At 60.2% G+C, this 17,432-nt stretch carries 12 protein-coding genes; 11 read left to right on the forward strand and 1 reads right to left on the reverse strand.

Annotation, left to right across the window (positions count from 1 at the left end; all coding sequences use genetic code 11):
- Positions 1 to 220 precede the first annotated feature (220 nt).
- A complete protein-coding gene (locus ACIP8I_RS01830; protein ID WP_400758226.1) occupies positions 221 to 2,695 on the forward strand; it encodes a UvrD-helicase domain-containing protein in 2,475 nt (824 codons plus the stop codon).
- A 58-nt stretch (positions 2,696 to 2,753) separates the two neighbouring features.
- Here ACIP8I_RS01830 and ACIP8I_RS01835 read toward each other — a convergent pair whose 3' ends face one another.
- Entirely contained in the window at positions 2,754 to 3,026 is a 273-nt protein-coding gene (locus tag ACIP8I_RS01835; protein WP_007963535.1) for a DUF1652 domain-containing protein, read from the reverse strand.
- A 263-nt stretch (positions 3,027 to 3,289) separates the two neighbouring features.
- Here ACIP8I_RS01835 and ACIP8I_RS01840 point away from each other — a divergent pair, with 263 nt between their 5' ends.
- The 10 genes from ACIP8I_RS01840 (at position 3,290) to ACIP8I_RS01885 (ending at position 17,366) form a co-directional block, all read left to right on the forward strand.
- Positions 3,290 to 4,105, forward strand: coding sequence for an AraC family transcriptional regulator (locus tag ACIP8I_RS01840; RefSeq protein WP_007963532.1), 816 nt, complete (start codon positions 3,290 to 3,292; stop codon positions 4,103 to 4,105).
- 52 nt (positions 4,106 to 4,157) lie between these two features.
- On the forward strand, positions 4,158 to 5,564 hold the full coding sequence (locus tag ACIP8I_RS01845) for an NAD(P)/FAD-dependent oxidoreductase (RefSeq protein WP_400758228.1): 1,407 nt from the start codon (positions 4,158 to 4,160) through the stop codon (positions 5,562 to 5,564).
- 31 nt (positions 5,565 to 5,595) lie between these two features.
- A complete protein-coding gene (locus tag ACIP8I_RS01850) occupies positions 5,596 to 5,940 on the forward strand; it encodes a cupin domain-containing protein (protein ID WP_007963530.1) in 345 nt (114 codons plus the stop codon).
- A 55-nt stretch (positions 5,941 to 5,995) separates the two neighbouring features.
- Positions 5,996 to 7,081 (forward strand): polyamine ABC transporter substrate-binding protein, encoded by a 1,086-nt coding sequence (locus ACIP8I_RS01855; RefSeq protein ID WP_400758230.1) that lies wholly within the window; start codon positions 5,996 to 5,998, stop codon positions 7,079 to 7,081.
- Positions 7,082 to 7,538: 457 nt separating this feature from the next.
- Positions 7,539 to 9,002, forward strand: coding sequence for a serralysin family metalloprotease (locus ACIP8I_RS01860; protein WP_007963528.1), 1,464 nt, complete (start codon positions 7,539 to 7,541; stop codon positions 9,000 to 9,002).
- Positions 9,003 to 9,095: 93 nt separating this feature from the next.
- Positions 9,096 to 9,524 (forward strand): AprI/Inh family metalloprotease inhibitor, encoded by a 429-nt coding sequence (locus tag ACIP8I_RS01865; RefSeq protein WP_400758559.1) that lies wholly within the window; start codon positions 9,096 to 9,098, stop codon positions 9,522 to 9,524.
- A 205-nt stretch (positions 9,525 to 9,729) separates the two neighbouring features.
- Positions 9,730 to 11,505 carry a type I secretion system permease/ATPase gene (locus ACIP8I_RS01870; RefSeq protein WP_007963526.1) on the forward strand — a complete coding sequence of 592 codons (1,776 nt, stop codon included), beginning with the start codon at positions 9,730 to 9,732 and terminating at the stop codon, positions 11,503 to 11,505.
- Positions 11,502 to 12,851 (forward strand): HlyD family type I secretion periplasmic adaptor subunit, encoded by a 1,350-nt coding sequence (locus ACIP8I_RS01875; RefSeq protein WP_007963525.1) that lies wholly within the window; start codon positions 11,502 to 11,504, stop codon positions 12,849 to 12,851. Before ACIP8I_RS01870 ends, ACIP8I_RS01875 begins: the two co-directional genes overlap by 4 nt.
- A gap of 2 nt (positions 12,852 to 12,853) precedes the next feature.
- The gene (locus ACIP8I_RS01880; RefSeq protein WP_045122086.1) at positions 12,854 to 14,224 is read left to right on the forward strand and encodes a TolC family outer membrane protein; all 1,371 of its coding nucleotides are present in this window, start codon (positions 12,854 to 12,856) and stop codon (positions 14,222 to 14,224) included.
- Between the two features lie 190 nt (positions 14,225 to 14,414).
- Entirely contained in the window at positions 14,415 to 17,366 is a 2,952-nt protein-coding gene (locus ACIP8I_RS01885) for an autotransporter domain-containing protein (RefSeq protein ID WP_400758233.1), read from the forward strand.
- Positions 17,367 to 17,432 lie beyond the last annotated feature (66 nt).

The following is a 17,432-nucleotide window of genomic DNA, read 5'->3' on the forward strand; positions in this document are numbered from 1 at the left end:
GTCGGTTAATGACGGGCATCATCCATCAGTCAACCATCGAGAAAAAGCGTAAAAAGTGCGGCATTCTCATCGAATTCGTTGATGGGAAACCGGCTCGGAACGATCTCACCCAACTTTCAGTTCATCGCCTAAACCAATGACCTGTAAGCATTTCGCTAGAACTCACGGGCAAATACGGCCACCATAGCCGCAACAGCCTTACACACTGGAGCTCCTCAGCGTGGCGCAACACACTCCCGATCTTCCACCCGAACTTCGTCCATTGGCCGAAATGCCTTGGTTCAAGCGGCTGGCCGCGCGCTTCTTCGGCCATGGCCTGACGCGTTTGCGCGCCCAGCACCGTGCCTCTTGGCTACACGGCCAGGCTGACGGTTTTCGCAGCGGCCACACTGCGGGTGTGGAGTACGGTTTCAAGGAGGGAAAACTTGAAGGGCTGGAGGAAGGTCGCCAGGTTCTATTGATTCGTGACAGTCGCAGCACCGAGCATCGTCCGCCGAACGTCGACAACCATTTGTTCGACGACTGGCGTTTGCCACTCAGCGCCGAGCTGAAGAAACGCATGAAAGCCGACGTAGCGCGCCTGCTGCCCGCGCATGCCCAGCCAAGCCTCGCACAATGGAAGATGATCTTCAGCGACACTCCCTCGACTTCGGTGATCGCCGGGGCCGGGGCAGGCAAGTCGACCACGCTGGTGCTGCGAATCCTGTTGCTCACGCATTATCTGGGCTTTGAGCTGGATTCGATGACCGTGGTGACCTTCACCCGTGAGTCGCGCAAGGATTTCATCAATAAGCTGATCGAGATGTTCGCGCTCTGGGACCAGCCATTGAGCCTGCAACAGGCGCGGGAACTGGTGCGCACCTTTCACTCACGCATTCTGCCGATGGTACGCAGCCTGCCGGGGTTCGAACGCTTGCAGGCTTTTGAAAACCTCAGCAATCGGCCACAAGGCGCTGACGAGGAGGTCGACAGCAACCCGTTCGATCTGCGAATCAATGATGCCCAGCGCCAGCAGCTCAACGCGTGCTACCACAGGTTATTCAATCAAGATGAACGTTTCCGCCAGTTGATTCAACCGCTGGCCAAAGCTGCCTTGCAGCTCAAGGAGCTGGAGCGCGATCACCCGGACGTGCAAAAGCGCATGGCGGTGACCGAACTGGCAGCCAAACGCGACGAAGAACTGTGCGACGCCATCGAAGACCTGTGGTTTCGTGCCGGTGCCTGGCCGATCAAAGGCATCGAACCCAGCCGTCAGACCTTCGAGATCAATGGGTCGACCTTTCACTGCCATGGCTACATTCCCAGCCTTGATGCCTGGGTGGTGCTCGGTTTCGATCCCCGGGAAAACCCGCAAATCTGTCGCCCCCATTCCAAACTCAGTGTGCGCGCTGAATGGGCTGTGAAGCGCACTCTGTTTCAAGCTTTCTGTCGTAAGCCATTGATTTGGCTGGACAGTTACGAAGCATCGAAACGGGTTTTGTCGACATTGGCCGGCGACGCGAGCGCAGGTCCAGGCTTCGATTACAAGGTCAAAGGTGAACTGGTCTCGGCGCCGCTACTGGACTGTTTTGTCGCGGCGGCCGGCTTCATCGAAAACCTTGGGCTGGACGTGCCGGATGCCGTCGGCCGCATGAGTTTTGCCAAAGACGATCCCGACCGGTTTTTCTTCGAAGCGCTGAGCCTGTTCTGGCGTGCCCTTGAAGATCATCTGCTCGATCAGAAGCCGCCAGTGATGACCTACAACCGCATGTTTGCGCTGTTCAGCGAACATTCGCCGGAGAATCTCAAGCTGCTCAGCAATGAGCTGCTGCGACCGATGTCGCACCTGATGATCGACGAATTTCAGGACGTATCGCCGCAGATCGTCTCGTGGGTCCGCGCCAGCCTGGCGGAAATCCGCAGTCGTGGTCCGGCCATGCATGTCGGGCGGGGTGCGCAACGTTCGTCGTTGCTGTGCGTCGGTGACGACTGGCAATCAATCTACGGCTGGCGCGGCAGTTCGCCGAGTTACTTCATGGAGTTCAACAAGGAATTCCCGTCACCAGCCACCACGCGAGTGATGCTCAGTGACAACTATCGCAGTCACCAGCACATCATTGATGCCGCCGAACACATCGTCCGCGCAGCGCCGGCAATTCCTGGCAAGAAGGCCAAGGCCAGCGGGGCCCCCAAGGCATTGCAGCCAGTCAATGTGCTGGAACGCGATGATCAGGCTTTGGGGCAGCGCTTGGCTGAACATTACAATCGCGGCGATTCAATCTTGATGCTTTATCGAAAAAGCAGTGATAAGCCATTGATTGAACAACATATTCAGCCTGTAGTTAATGTGGATTCGAGCTTGCCGTACGAAGCCCGGCGCCTAAAGCAACTGACGTACCACAGTGCCAAGGGTCTGCAAGCCGATGCGGTGTTTCTGCTGGGTGACTGCCAGCATCTGACCAGTTCACCCTACAAGAATCAGGTGTATCGCATGGCCGGGCTGGGCAAGGCCGGCGACAGCGAGCCTTATGACTCGGCCCAGAAGGACGAGATCCTGCGGCTGGCCTACGTTGGCATCACCCGGGCGGTCAGCCATTGCTACTGGTATGTCGAGCCGCAGGACACCCAGGCAGTCAACATGCCCAGAGCGTCTGACCGCGTAGCCCAAGGCAAGGCGTTCTTCGTCGATCAGCGAAAACAGCCGCAAACCGCGTAACACGCACGCGCAAAAAAGCCCGCCGGAATTGGCGGGCTTTTTTATTAAAAACAGCAGGTTAAGCGTAACTCCTGAAGGATTCGGGAGGAATGAAAGCCTCCAGTTCATCTTCCACCGCTTCGATAATGCGCTCGACGTCTGCCGCGTTCATCACCGTGGCACACGGAATGCCGGCAATCGCGATCATGGTTTCGCCGCTGGCACGATCAAACAGACGAGCAATCATGCTGCCCGGTGCATCCATCGTCGCTTCGAAACCCATGGGATGAAAATGCCAGCGCATCAGCTGGCACGCGTTAGGGAACGTGACTTTACTGGAACCTTTGTTCATGTGTTGCCCGCCTTCTTCATCGAGCGCTTCCGTTTGCTCATGTTAGGTGGGAAGAGCCTTCATTGGCTCAACCGGTCAGTGAGGTTAAAAGTAGCATCCGCATGTGAATTTTCCGTGAGATTTTTCAGTTCATTTTGCGATTGCTTCGCATTTTTTGATGTAAGTCACGCCTTGAACAGTCATCGCCAAAAGGTCACTACGGTTTGCTCGTTGATCGTTTGGATGAAGTTGGGCAAGCTCGGTTCTTTTGCTCAGAGCCCTTTATGCACGCCGACGATGACGGCCCAGAACAGACCCCGGCCACGGCTGCCACAGTCATGCGTTACCACCTGAGCTGGAAACACCGTGATCTGGACAGCGTCATGGCGCTGTATCACCCGGACGTCCAGTACAACGATTTCTTCCAGAACCGGATCCTCGGCCTCGACGAATTGCGCGAGTACGTGCGCGTGAGCATGCCGCGAGAATCCGACGAAGCGCTGGAGCATTGCGACCGGATTCGCGTGGATGGCAACACCGCCTTCATTCAGTACGAAGTGACCCTGCGCGGCGGCGACGGGCTGGTGTCGTTCCGTTCCAGCGAAGCGATCACGGTCAAGGACGGATTGATCTGGCGGGTCAACGAATACGCTTCGCTGGTTCGCGCACAAACCAATGGCGCCGCCGCACCGAGTGAGCGCCCGGCGGTGAGTCGCCTGGGGCTGTCACCGCGCCAGATCAGTTTCATGGCCGAAGACCTGCAGCAGTACTTCGAACGCCAGCAACCGTATCTCGACCCGGAACTGGACCTGCAACGGGTGGCAAAGGAGTGCGGATACAGCCGCAATCAGATTTCCTACCTGCTCAATCAGGTGCTGGGTCAGAGCTTTTACCGCTACGTCAATCAGGCGCGCCTGCAGCACTTGCTCAAGTCGCTGGATCAGGCCACGCCACCGCTGCGTATCGACGAACTGGCGTTTGCCGCCGGTTTCAACTCGCTGTCAGCGTTCTACAGTTGTTTCCGCCAACACACCGGTCAGTCGCCGAAGGCCTACGCCAAACAAATTTCTTTGCGGGCACGCGCGCAAGACAGTCATTGAAGTCACGCACTAGGATCGACGCCATCGAAGGTTTTCAGTGGCGGAGTCTTGCATGCCGGCGTGGCGCACTATCAGTTTGTGGATGGATCAACTCGACGAGCCGTTGATTGCGCGGCCGGCGTTGGAACAGGATCTGGATGTCGACGTGGCGATCATCGGCGCTGGTTACACCGGGCTGTGGACCGCGTACTACCTGAAAAAACTCGCTCCGGGTCTGGATATCGCCATCGTCGAGGCGCAAACCGCCGGATTCGGTGCGTCCGGGCGCAATGGCGGCTGGCTGATGGGCAACCTGCTGGGCGAGGATCGACTGCTCGCCGGGCTCTCTCCAGAACAGCGCCGCGCCTCGTTTGATCTGCTGCACAGCATCCCGGATGAAGTGGAAGTTGTCCTCGAACGTGAGGGTATCAACTGCGATTACCGCAAGGGCGGGGTGCTGTACTGCGCCGCCCGTTACCCGGAGCAGGAAGCCAGCCTGCGCGAATACCTCGACAAACTGCACGCCCAGGGCCTGACCGACAACGATTACCGCTGGCTGAATCCCGAGCAACTGGCGCAACAGATTCGCGTGGCGAAACCCTACGGCGGCATCTATGCGCCGCACGTGGCGACCATTCACCCGGCGAAGTTGGTGCGCGGTCTGGCGCGTACCGTGCAGAACATGGGCGTGAAGATCTACGAAAACAGCCCCGTAACGCATTGGCAGTCCGGCAGTTTGCGCACGGCCAGGGCCAGTGTGCGCAGTCGCTGGATCGTGCCGGCGGTCGAAGGCTATTCGGTCACGCTGCCACCGTTAGGTCGCTATCAGTTGCCGGTGCAAAGCCTGATTGTCGCCACCGAACCGTTGTCGGCAGCGACCTGGGATGAAATCGGCCTCAACCGTGGCCAGGCGTTCAGCGAGTTCAGCCGTCAGGTCACCTATGGCCAGCGCAGTGCCGACAATCGCCTGATCTTCGGCGCCCGCGGCGGTTATCAGTTCGCCGGCAAGTTGCGCCATAACTTCGATCTGACCCGTGATGAAGTCGAGCTGCGGCGTTATCTGTTCGGCGAACTGTTCCCGCAACTGAAAAACGTGCAGATCACTCACGCCTGGGGCGGCAACCTCGGCATGTCGCGGCACTTCAAGCCGCACATGCTCTGTGATCGCGCCAATGGCATCGCGCTGTCCGGCGGATATGGCGGGGAGGGTGTGGGGGCCAGCAATCTCGGCGGCCGCACCCTGGCCGATCTGATTCTTGAGCGTGATACCGAACTGGTGCACCAGCCGTGGGTGCTGCCGGACGGTGGGGTCCATGCGCTGCGCGCCTGGGAGCCGGAGCCATGCCGCTGGCTCGGTTACAACGCGATCATCAAAAGTTTTGTCCACGAAGACCAGACCCTGGCCAACCCGGCCAGCGCACCGTGGCGGCGCAAGCTGGCCAGTCAGGTCGCGGGCTTCATGGAAGGTTTCATGCACTAACCGCCGTTTTCTTCACAAGACAGGTCTCACCATGAGCATTACGCAGTTCAAGAACACCGCCAGCCTGCAACTGGATGAATCCAACCCGGTCGCCGTGCCAATCGGCGAGCCGGTCGCGATTGCCTCGACCACCAGCGTCGAGCGCGATGACGGCGTCGAAACCGGCGTCTGGGAATGCACCCCGGGGCGCTGGCGCCGGCAGATCACCGCGCAGGAGTTCTGCCATTTCATTTCCGGGCGTTGCACGTTCACCCCGGACGACGGCAGCGAAACCCTGCACATACAAGGTGGCGACGCACTGATGTTGCCGGCCAACACGCTCGGCATCTGGGATATCCAGGAGACCGTGCGCAAGACCTACGTCCTTATTTTCTGATTGTTTGATCCTTTGATTGCCTGCCAACAAAAATAGCCACTACAGGAATCACCTCATGATCCAGAAAACCCTCGCTCTGGCGCCGCTGCTGCTGGTCGCCTCTATCAGTCATGCCGCCGAAACGGTGAAGATTTACAACTGGTCCGACTACATCGCGCCGGACACCACGAAAAACTTCCAGAAAGACACCGGCATCGGCGTCACCTATGACGTCTACGACAGCAACGAAACCCTCGACGGCAAGTTGATGACCGGCAAATCCGGGTACGACGTGGTGTTCCCGTCCAACCACTTCATGGCCCGACAGATCCAGGGCGGGGCGCTGAAGAAGCTCGACAAGAGCCAGTTACCGAACTGGAAGAACCTCAACCCGGTATTGCTCAAGGCCTTGCAGGTCAACGACCCGAACAACGAGCACGGCTTTCCGTATCTGTGGGGCAGCACCGGCATCGGCTACAACATCGCCAAGGTCAAAGCGGTGCTGGGTGACAACGCGCCAGTGGATTCCTGGGACCTGATCTTCAAGCCCGAATACATGGAAAAACTGCAGAAGTGCGGCGTGGCGATTCTCGATAACGGCCCGGAACTGCTGCCGGCAGCGCTGAATTACCTGGGCTTGCCGCCGCACAGCAAGAACCCCGAGGACTACAAGAAAGCCGAAGCCTTGCTGATGAAAGTGCGGCCGTATGTCAGTTACTTCCATTCCTCGAAGTACACCAGCGACCTGGCCAATGGCGATATCTGCGTGGCGGTCGGTTTTTCCGGTGACATCCTGCAAGCGGAAAACCGCGCCAAGGAGGCGAAGAACGGTATCGACATCGGCTATGCGATTCCCAAGGAAGGCGCCGCCATCTGGTTCGACATGGTCGCCATGCCCGCCGATGCACCGGACGAGAAGGCCGGTTATGCGTTCATGAACTACCTGCTGCGCCCGGAGGTGATGGCCGGCATCAGCAATTACGTGCACTACGCCAATGGCAACCAACAGGCCGACAGCCTGATCGATCCGGCGATCAAGAATGACACCAAGGTCTATCCGAGCCCGGAGATGATGGGCAAGCTGTTTGCGCTGGAGGCCATGCCGCTGAACATTGATCGGATCCGCACGCGGGTATGGAACAAGATCCGCACCGGTAGCTGAGCCAACCCCCAACCTTGTAGGAGCTGCCGAAGGCTGCGATCTTTTGATCTTGAACCCCCAAAGATCGCAGCCTCGTTCCACTCGACAGCTCCTACAGGAATAGGGGGGCAGGCCTTATTAAATAGTTGATATCAATACACTGGCATCGCACTAATAGAGTGCAGGAAAGTGAGACGTACCCATCAAAAAGCAACTTACCAATATTTAATATTTAAATAGAAAATCGTCAGACAATTGGGCGATGCCTAATCCGTTAAAACAATCTTTTGACCCCGCAGGCTTTGTTTACGGCAGTTTTGCGCAACAGTGCAATTTGATCTCAAAAAAACGCTAGACGACAGATTTCAAATTGTGTCAGGTTTCTTACGCCTTCATTGGGCGAGTGATAGGACGATCTCGCCAGGGATTGTCGCTATCTGACAAAAACTGTTCCATTGCTAAACAAGGAAGTGTGTTTATGTCGAAAGTAAAAGCTAATGCTGTTGATATCACCGCAGACACATTCGTGCCTGTCGGCGCAGCGCAATCTCTGGCTGCGACCAGCTCTGCCTGGAACCAGATCAACAGCTTCAGCCATCAATACGATCGTGGCGGCAACCTCACGGTCAATGGCAAACCCTCCTTCTCGGTGGATCAAGCCGCCACTCAACTGTTGCGCGACGGTGCCTCCTGGCACGACCTCGACAACAGCGGCAAGATCGAACTGACCTACACCTTTCTGACCGCCAAAACCGCTAACTTCAGCGGCCTCGGCGTCACCGGTTTCAGTCAGTTCAGTGCCCTGCAGAAGGCCCAGGCCGTGCTCGCCATGCAATCCTGGGCGGATGTCGCCAACGTTACGTTCACCGAAGCATCCCGCGGTGGCGACGGTCACATGACCTTCGGCAACTACAGCGGCGGCCAGGAAGGCGCGGCGGCGTTTGCGTTCCTGCCAGGTACCGAGCCAGGCTATGACGGTCAGTCCTGGTACCTGACCGGCAGTGGCTACGACGTCAACAAAACCCCGGGTCTGAACAATTACGGGCGTCAAACCCTGACCCATGAAATCGGCCACACCCTGGGCCTGTCTCACCCTGGCGACTACAACGCCGGCGAAGGCAACCCGACTTACAAGGATGCTTCCTACGGGCAAGACACCCGCGGTTACAGCCTCATGAGTTACTGGAGCGAAAGCAACACTGCCCAGAACTTCAGCAAGGGCGGTGTGGAAGCCTATGCCTCCGGCCCGCTGATGGATGACATCGCAGCGATCCAGAAGCTGTACGGCGCCAACCTGAACACCCGTGCCGGTGACACCACCTACGGCTTCAACTCCAACGCCGGGCGCGATTTCCTCAGCGCCTCGTCGTCGAGCGACAAGCTGGTGTTCTCGGTGTGGGATGCGGGCGGCAAGGACACCTTCGACTTCTCGGGTTTCACCCAGAATCAGAAGATCAACCTTAACGAAGCCTCGTTCTCCGACGTTGGCGGCATGATCGGTAACGTGTCCATCGCCAAGGGCGTGACCATCGAGAACGCCATCGGCGGTTCGGGCAACGACCTGCTGATCGGTAACAGTGCGTCCAACGAGCTGAAGGGCGGTGCCGGCAACGACATCATCTACGGCGCCGGTGGTGCGGACAAACTGTGGGGCGGTGCGGGTTCGGACACCTTCGTGTTCGCGTCCAGCTCCGACTCCAAGCCGGGTGCAGTCGATCAGATCCTCGATTTCGTCAGCGGCCTGGACAAAATCGACCTGAGCGCCATCACCAATGGTTCCGGCCTGCACTTTGTCAGCAGCTTCACCGGTTCGGCCGGCGACGCGATTCTGACCTCGTCGGGCGGCAACAGCCTGTTGTCGGTGGACTTCTCCGGGCACGGCGTGGCGGACTTCCAGGTCAGCACCGTGGGCCAGGCAGCGACCAGCGACATCGTGGCGTGATGTGAAACAGGAAAGCGGCGCTTGATGCGCCGCTTTCTTTACTTGCATCGTGTTGGCCGCTGGGCAAGGCTACGGGCCGGAGCGAATTTTCTGATGATCTATAAAGCTTTTACCTACAAGGCAATGGCGTGGCTTTCGGCGGCGCTGATCATGATTTCTGGAGAAACAACCATGGCAAGCAGCCTCAGACTTGAAGATCCATCGGTGTTTGCCGGGCAATGGCAGGCCGTATTGACTGCGACGGACGACGCCCCGCAGGCGCAGGCATTACAGGACAAGCCGTCGAACACCTGCCTGATTGATCTTGAACCGAACCAGACGCTGGGCAAGGGCACCGAATGCCTGGGGGCATGGCTTGAGCAAGCGCCGATTGGCTGGTTCCCTGATCCGGACGGCCTGTCAATTACCGGCAAGGAAGGTTCAAGAATCCAGTTCTTCAGCCGACAACGTGATGGGCTTTATCTGAGCACTTTGAAGTCGGGGCTGGTGATAACGCTCACGCGCCATACGCCACAACCGTGAACAGCGGGACCGACTGAGCAGTTGAATATAAGGTTTGATGTTGCAGTTATAAGCAACAGTTCAATGCAACGAATGGCGTTTGAAATGTTGAAAGTTGTTATTGAAGTGTAAATGCAAGTTGCAAGAACCCGTCCGATCTGCGCACGGATAATTATTGGAAGCGTCTCGCCAAAGAATGGCGGGGAAATTATTGCAGGAATAATCAATGAAGATGGCGAAGGCCCCAGCCACCGCTCCCTTATTCAAGGCTTTGGGTGACTATAAAAGCATTCTGATCAGCGTCGGGTGCTTTACCGCACTGATTAACGTGCTGATGCTGGTGCCCTCGATTTATATGCTGCAGGTCTACGACCGCGTGCTGTCTTCGCAGAACGAAACCACCCTGGCCATGTTGTCGTTGATGGTCGTCGGGTTCTTCGCGTTCATCGGCATGCTGGAAGTGGTGCGCAGTTTCATCGTGATCCGCATCGGCAGCCAACTGGAGCGCCGCTTCAACCTGCGGGTGTATCAGGCGGCGTTCGAACGCAACCTGTTCAAGGGCGAGGGCAACGCCGGGCAATCGCTGGGCGACCTGACCCACATTCGGCAATTCGTCACCGGGCCGGCCCTGTTCGCGTTTTTCGACGCACCGTGGTTCCCGGTCTATCTGTTTGTCATCTACCTGTTCAACGTCTGGCTGGGCGTGCTCGCCACGGCAGGGGCGCTGCTGCTGATCGCTCTGGCATGCCTCAACGAATACATGACCAAGAAACCACTGGGCGAAGCTGCCGGTTACTCGCAGAAGTCCAGCCAACTGGCGACCAGTCACCTGCACAATGCCGAAACCATTCAGGCCATGGGCATGCTCGGCGCGCTGCGCAAGCGCTGGTTCGGTGTGCACTCGCGGTTCCTCGGCCTGCAGAATCAGGCCAGCGACACCGGCGCGGTGATCAGCTCGATCAGTAAAACCCTGCGTCTGTGCCTGCAATCGCTGGTGCTGGGCCTCGGCGCGTTGCTGGTGATCAAGGGTGACATGACCGCCGGGATGATGATCGCCGGTTCGATCCTGATGGGCCGCGTGCTGAGCCCGATCGACCAGTTGATCGCCGTGTGGAAACAGTGGAGCGGGGCGAAGCTGGCCTATCGTCGTCTGGACTCCTTGCTGCAGGCGTTCCCGCCGAGTGACGACGCCATGGCGCTGCCGGCGCCAAAGGGCCAGATTGCCTTTGAGCAAGTCAGTGCCGGCCCTCCGGGGCAACGCGCGGCGACCCTGCACATGGTCAATTTCGCGATTGGCGCGGGCGAAGTACTGGGTGTGCTCGGTGCCTCCGGTTCCGGCAAGTCGACCCTGGCCCGGGTGCTGGTCGGCGTGTGGCCAACCCTTGGTGGCACCGTGCGTCTGGACGGTGCGGACATCCATCGCTGGAACCGCGACGAGCTCGGCCCGTATATCGGCTACCTGCCACAAGATATCGAACTGTTCAGCGGCAGCATCGCCGAGAACATCGCCCGTTTCAGCGAGGCCAACCCGGAGAAAGTCGTGGCTGCCGCGCAACAGGCCGGCGTGCACGAGATGATTCTGCGGATGCCACAAGGCTACGACACGCAACTGGGCGAGGACGGCAGTGGCTTGTCCGGCGGCCAGAAACAACGCGTCGCTCTGGCGCGCGCGATGTATGGCGATCCGAGCCTGGTGGTGCTCGATGAGCCGAACTCCAACCTCGACACCGTCGGTGAAGCCGCGCTGGCCAGCGCCATCGCCCAGCTCAAGGCCAAGGGCACCACCGTGGTTCTGGTGACGCACCGGTCTTCGGTGCTGGCCCAGGCCGACAAGTTGCTGGTGCTCAACGACGGACGCTTGCAGGCCTTCGGCAACAGTCAGGACGTACTCAAGGCGCTGTCCGGCGCCCAGGAACAACAACGGGAAAAATCTGCGCAGGCACCGGGCGGGCTCAGCATGAGCCGGCAGTACCAGCCCACGACAAGGAATTCGGGTGTATGAGCAGCGCCAGCATGAACACTGAAAACGAAGCCTCCATGGAACACGCGTACGTCACCGAGCGCCCTGAGCGCGATGCGAAATTCTTCGCCCGCATGGGCTGGATTCTGGCCATCGTCGGCGCCGGCAGTTTCTTCACCTGGGCCGCACTGGCGCCTCTGGATCAAGGCATCCCGGTGCAGGGCACCGTGGTGGTGTCGGGCAAGCGCAAGGCTGTGCAGTCAATGAGCGCCGGCGTGGTCAGCCGGATTCTGGTGCGCGAAGGCGAGATTGTGAAGCAGGGCCAGCCGCTGTTCCGCCTCGACCAGACCCAGGTCGCGGCCGACGTGCAGTCGCTGCAAGCCCAGTACCGCATGGCCTGGGCCAGCCTCGCGCGCTGGCAGGCGGAGCGCGATAACCTCAAGCAGGTGACCTTTCCGGCCGAGTTGAGCAACGACCCGGATCCGCGTCTGGCGCTGGTCCTTGAAGGCCAGCGTCAACTGTTCAGCAGCCGTCGCGAAGCGTTCTACCGCGAGCAGGCCGGTCTGCGTGCCAGCATCGAAGGTGCCACCGCGCAACTGGCGGGCATGCGCCGCGCCCGCACCGACCTCAACGCCCAGGCCGACTCGCTGCAACAGCAACTGAGCAACCTGCAGCCGCTGGCGGACAACGGCTACATTCCGCGCAACCGTTTGATGGAGTACCAGCGTCAGCTGTCGCAAGTGCAGCAGCAACTGGCGGAAAACACCGGTGAAAGCGGCCGGGTGGAGCAGGGCATCCTCGAGTCGCGCCTGAAGCTGCAACAGCATGGCGAGGAATACCAGAAGGAAGTGCGCACCCAACTGGCCGACGCGCAGCTCAAAAGCGTGACCCTGTCGGAGCAACTGACTTCGGCCGGTTTCGACCTGCAACACAGCGAGATCCTCGCCACCGCCGACGGCGTGGCGGTCAACCTCGGCGTGCACACCGAAGGCGCCGTGGTGCGTCAGGGCGAAACCCTGCTGGAGATCGTCCCGCAAGGCACCACCCTGGAAGTCGAAGGGCACTTGCCGATCAACCTGATCGACAAGGTCGGCACGCATCTGCCGGTCGATATCCTGTTCACCGCGTTCAACCAGAGCAAGACCCCGCGTGTACCGGGTGAGGTCAGCCTGATTTCCGCCGACCAGATGGTCGACGAAAAAACCGGCGTGCCATACTACGTGTTGCGCAGCAGCGTCAGTGATCAGGCGATGGAAAAACTCCACGGCCTGGTGATCAAGCCCGGTATGCCGGCGGAAATGTTCGTGCGCACGGGCGAACGTTCACTGCTCAACTACCTGTTCAAACCGCTGCTCGATCGGGCCGGCTCCGCGTTGACCGAAGAATAAGGATGTTCGGCTGTATGAATAAGCTTTCGATGTTGGGAGCAGCGTTCGCGCTGCTCGCAGGAAACAGCGCGCTGGCGGCCATGGGGCCATTCGAAGTCTACGAACAGGCATTGCGCAACGATCCGGTGTTCCTCGGCGCGATCAAGGAGCGCGACGCGGGCCTGGAAAACCGCCTCATCGGCCGTGCCGGGCTGTTGCCGAGACTGGGCTACAACTACAACCGCGGTCACAACACCTCGAAGGCCACGCAACTGACCGCTCGCGGCAACCTCACCGAAGACCGCAACTACAACAGCTATGGCTCGACCCTGACCTTGCAGCAACCGTTGCTCGACTACGAAGCCTACGCGGCGTATCGCAAAGGCGTGGCGCAGTCGCTGTTCGCCGACGAGGCGTTTCGCGGCAAGAGTCAGGAGCTGCTGGTACGGGTGCTGGACAACTACACCAAAGCCTTGTTCGCTCAGGATCAGATTGACATCGCCCAGGCCAAGAAGAAGGCTTACGAGCAGCAGTTCCAGCAGAACGAACACATGTTCAAACAGGGCGAGGGCACGCGCACCGACATTCTGGAAGCCGAGTCGCGCTACGAACTGGCGACCGCCGAAGAGATCGAGGCGCGCAACGAGCAGGACGCCGCGCTACGTGAACTGGGCGCGCTGGTCGGCGTGCAGACGGTGGACATCAGCGAACTGGCGCCACTGGATCAGAATTTTCAGACCTTCGCGCTGATGCCGGCCAACTACGACACCTGGCATGAGCTGGCGATCAGCAACAACCCCAACCTGGCGTCGCAACGCCAGGCGGTGGAAGTGGCCAAGTACGAAGTCGAGCGCAACCGCGCCGGGCACCTGCCGAAAGTCAGTGCCTATGCGTCGATTCGCAAGACTGAATCGGACAGCGGCAACACCTATAACCAGCGTTACGACACCAACACCATCGGCTTTGAAGTCAACGTGCCGCTGTATGCCGGTGGCGGGGTGTCGGCCTCGACCCGTCAGGCCAGCCGCACCATGGAGCAGGCGGAATACGAGCTCGACGGCAAGACCCGCGAGACGCTGATCGAACTGCGCCGCCAGTTCAGCGCCTGCCTGTCGGGCGTCAACAAACTGCGCGCCTACCAGAAGGCCCTGGCCTCGGCTGAGGCATTGGTGGTGTCGACCAAGCAAAGCATTCTCGGTGGTGAACGGACCAATCTCGATGCGTTGAACGCCGAACAGCAACTGTTTACCACCCGCCGCGATCTGGCCCAGGCGCGCTACGACTACTTGATGGCCTGGACCAAGCTGCATTACTACGCGGGGACCTTGAACGAACAGGATCTGGCACGGGTGGATGAGGCGTTCGGACAAGGCCCGAAAAGCAACTCGCGTTAATGCTTGGCACCGAACCTGTGGCGAGGGAGCTTGCTCCCGCTTGAGTGCGTAGCGCTCACAAGATTTTGGGCTGCTGCGCAGCCAGCGGGAGCAAGCTCCCTCGCCACAAATAGACTCGCTCGATAGTTCAAGAAGTGCTCGCCCGGCGAAACGGGTCATAACAAAAACATAAGAAAAGTGAGTGGTGAACATGGACGTACGCATCAAGCCGGCAGCGGTCGGCAGCCTGTTGCTCGCAGTTTCCATCGCGCAGGCCAACGCGCAATACCTTGAAACCGGCAAGCCCGGCGATCCCGCCAGTTGGCGCAGCGCCGAATTCCAGCGTGACTGGGGCCTGGCGCGGATGCAGGCCGATCAGGCCTATGCGGCCGGGATCACCGGCAAAGGCGTGAAGATCGGCGCCCTCGACTCCGGCTTCGATGCCGCCCACCCCGAGTTCGCCAGCGAGCGCTATCACCCGGTAATGGCCTCCGGCAGTTACGTCGATGGTTCGCTGTTCAGCGTCAATGGCACCCTTAACGCCAACAACGATTCCCACGGTACCCACGTGGTCGGCACCATGGGCGCCAGCCGTGACGGCACCGGCATGCACGGCGTGGCGTACAGCGCGCAAATCTACGTCGGCAACACCAACAACAACGACAGCTTCCTCTTCGGCCCGAAACCCGACCCGCGCTATTTCAAAGCCGCGTATGACGCTCTGGCCGCTGCCGGCGTGCGCGCGATCAACAACAGTTGGGGCAGCCAGCCGCCGGATGTCAGCTATCGCACCCTGGCCGATCTGCATGCCGCTTACGCCCAGCACTGGAATCAGGGCACCTGGCTCGACGCGGCGGCGGACGTCTCGCGCCGTGGCGTGATCAACGTGTTCAGCGCCGGTAACAGCGGCTACCCGAACGCCAGCGTGCGCTCGGCGCTGCCGTACTTTCAGCCGGATCTTGAAGGTCACTGGCTGGCAGTCTCCGGGCTGGATCAGAGCAATCAGCAAAAGTACAACCAGTGCGGCATCGCCAAATACTGGTGCATCACCACGCCGGGGGCGAAGATCGACAGCACCATTCCGGGTGGCGATTACGCCATCAAGTCCGGCACCTCGATGGCCGCGCCGCACGCCACCGGGGCACTGGCGCTGGTGATGGAACGCTATCCGTACATGAACAACCAGCAGGCACTCGAAGTGCTGCTGACCACCGCCACGCAGCTCGACGGTTCGGTCACCGATGCACCGACCGAACGGGTTGGCTGGGGCGTGGCCAACCTCAACCGGGCGATGCACGGGCCGGGGCAATTGCTCGGCGCGTTCGATGCCAATCTGGCCGCCGGGCAGAGCGATGTGTGGAGCAATGACATCTCCGACAAGGCATTGATTCAGCGCCAGCGCGAAGACCTCGCCGAACACGGCGCCTGGCAGCAGACCCTGCAGGACAAGGGCTGGCAGAACGGTATTCCGGCCGGCGCCAGTCAGCAAGATCAGACCGACTACGCGGTCGGTATGGCGCGCGATGCTGCAGCGGCGACGCGGGTCTATCAGGGCAGCCTGATCAAGTCCGGGGCAGGGCGCTTGCTGCTGACCGGCGACAACACCTTCCGTGGCCCGACCACGGTCAATGGCGGCTTGCTCAGCGTCAACGGCTCGCTGGCCTCGGCGGTGACCGTCAATGACAGCGGCACCCTTGGCGGTTCCGGGCGGATCGCCTCGTTGCTCGCCAACAGCGGTGGCCGCGTGGCACCGGGCAATTCCATCGGCACTTTGAACGTGGCGGGTGACGTGACCTTCACGCCGGGTTCGACCTACGCGGTCGAGCTGTCGCCGACCAGCAGCGACCGCATTGTTGCCGGCGGCATCGCAAGCATCAGCGGCGCCACGGTCAGCCTGTCGCTGGAAAACAGTCCGACCCTGCTCAGCACCACGCAAGCGCGCAGCCTGCTTGGGCATTCGTACGACATTCTGCAAGCGGCCGGCGGCATTCAGGGCCGGTTCGGCGCGGTGCTGCCGGATTACCTGTTCATCGGCGGCAACCTCGACTACACGGGCAACGCCATTCAGCTCGACATCCAGCGCAACGCGACCTCGTTCGCCAGTGTCGGGCAAACTCCGAATCAGCGTGCGGTAGCGGCTGCCGTCGAAGGCCTTGGCGCCGGCAACTCGGTGTACGAAAGCCTGCTGCTGTCGGCAGATGCTACCTCGGCGCAACAGGCCTTCCAGCAATTGAGCGGGGAGATCTATCCGGCGCTCGGCTCGATGCTGATCAATGACAGCCGCCAGTTGCGCGACGCGGTCGGCGAGCGTCTGCACGATGTAAATGCCACGCAAAGCAATGGCTGGATCAAGGCCCTCGGCGCCTGGGGCTCGACCGATTCCGGTAACGACACCTCGCGCTACAGCACCTCGATCGGCGGCTTGCTCGCCGGTGTCGACGGCGCGCTCGACGAGCAGACCCGCATCGGTCTGGTCACCGGTTACAGCGACAGCTCGCTGAACATGGGCTCGGACACGCACTCGTCGGCCAAGGTCGACAGCTATCACCTCGGCGCTTACGCCGGTCATGACATCGGCGCCTGGCGCCTGAGCACCGGCGCGGCCTACAGCTGGCACCGCGCCGATGTGAAGCGCGATCTGCAATACGGCGACGTCAGCGCCAAACAGAAAGCCAAGGTCGATGCGGCGACCACGCAAGTCTTCGGCGAAGCGGCTTACCGGCTGAACCTGCAACCGCTGGCACTGGAGCCGTTCGCCAATCTGGCCTATGTGCATCTGGATACTGACGGCTTCACCGAAAAGGGCGACGCGGCGGCGCTGAAGAGCTCCGGCGAGCAGCGTGATGCAGTCCTCAGCACCCTCGGTGTACGGGCGGTCAAGCGCTTCAATTTGTCGACGCAACAGGCACTGGACGTCAGCGGCCACCTCGGCTGGCAGCACAGCCTGAGCGACATCGACGCCGAACAGCATCTGCGTTTTGCCAGCGGCAGCACGCCGTACGCGGTCGAGAGTTCGGCATTGGTGCGTGATGCGGCACTGGTCGGCGTACAAGCCAGCCTGGCGTTGAGCAAGGACGTGCGGGTCAACCTGGATTACAACGGACAACTGGCCAACCGCGAGAAGAGCCACGGCGTGGGGCTGAGCCTGAATTGGCAGTTCTGACGGAGGGTGAATACGTCCCCTGTAGGAGCTGCCGAAGGCTGCGATCTTTTGATCTTGAAAAGCCAA

This window comes from Pseudomonas sp. NPDC088414 (assembly GCF_044753325.1).
Taxonomy (GTDB): Bacteria; Pseudomonadota; Gammaproteobacteria; order Pseudomonadales; family Pseudomonadaceae; genus Aquipseudomonas.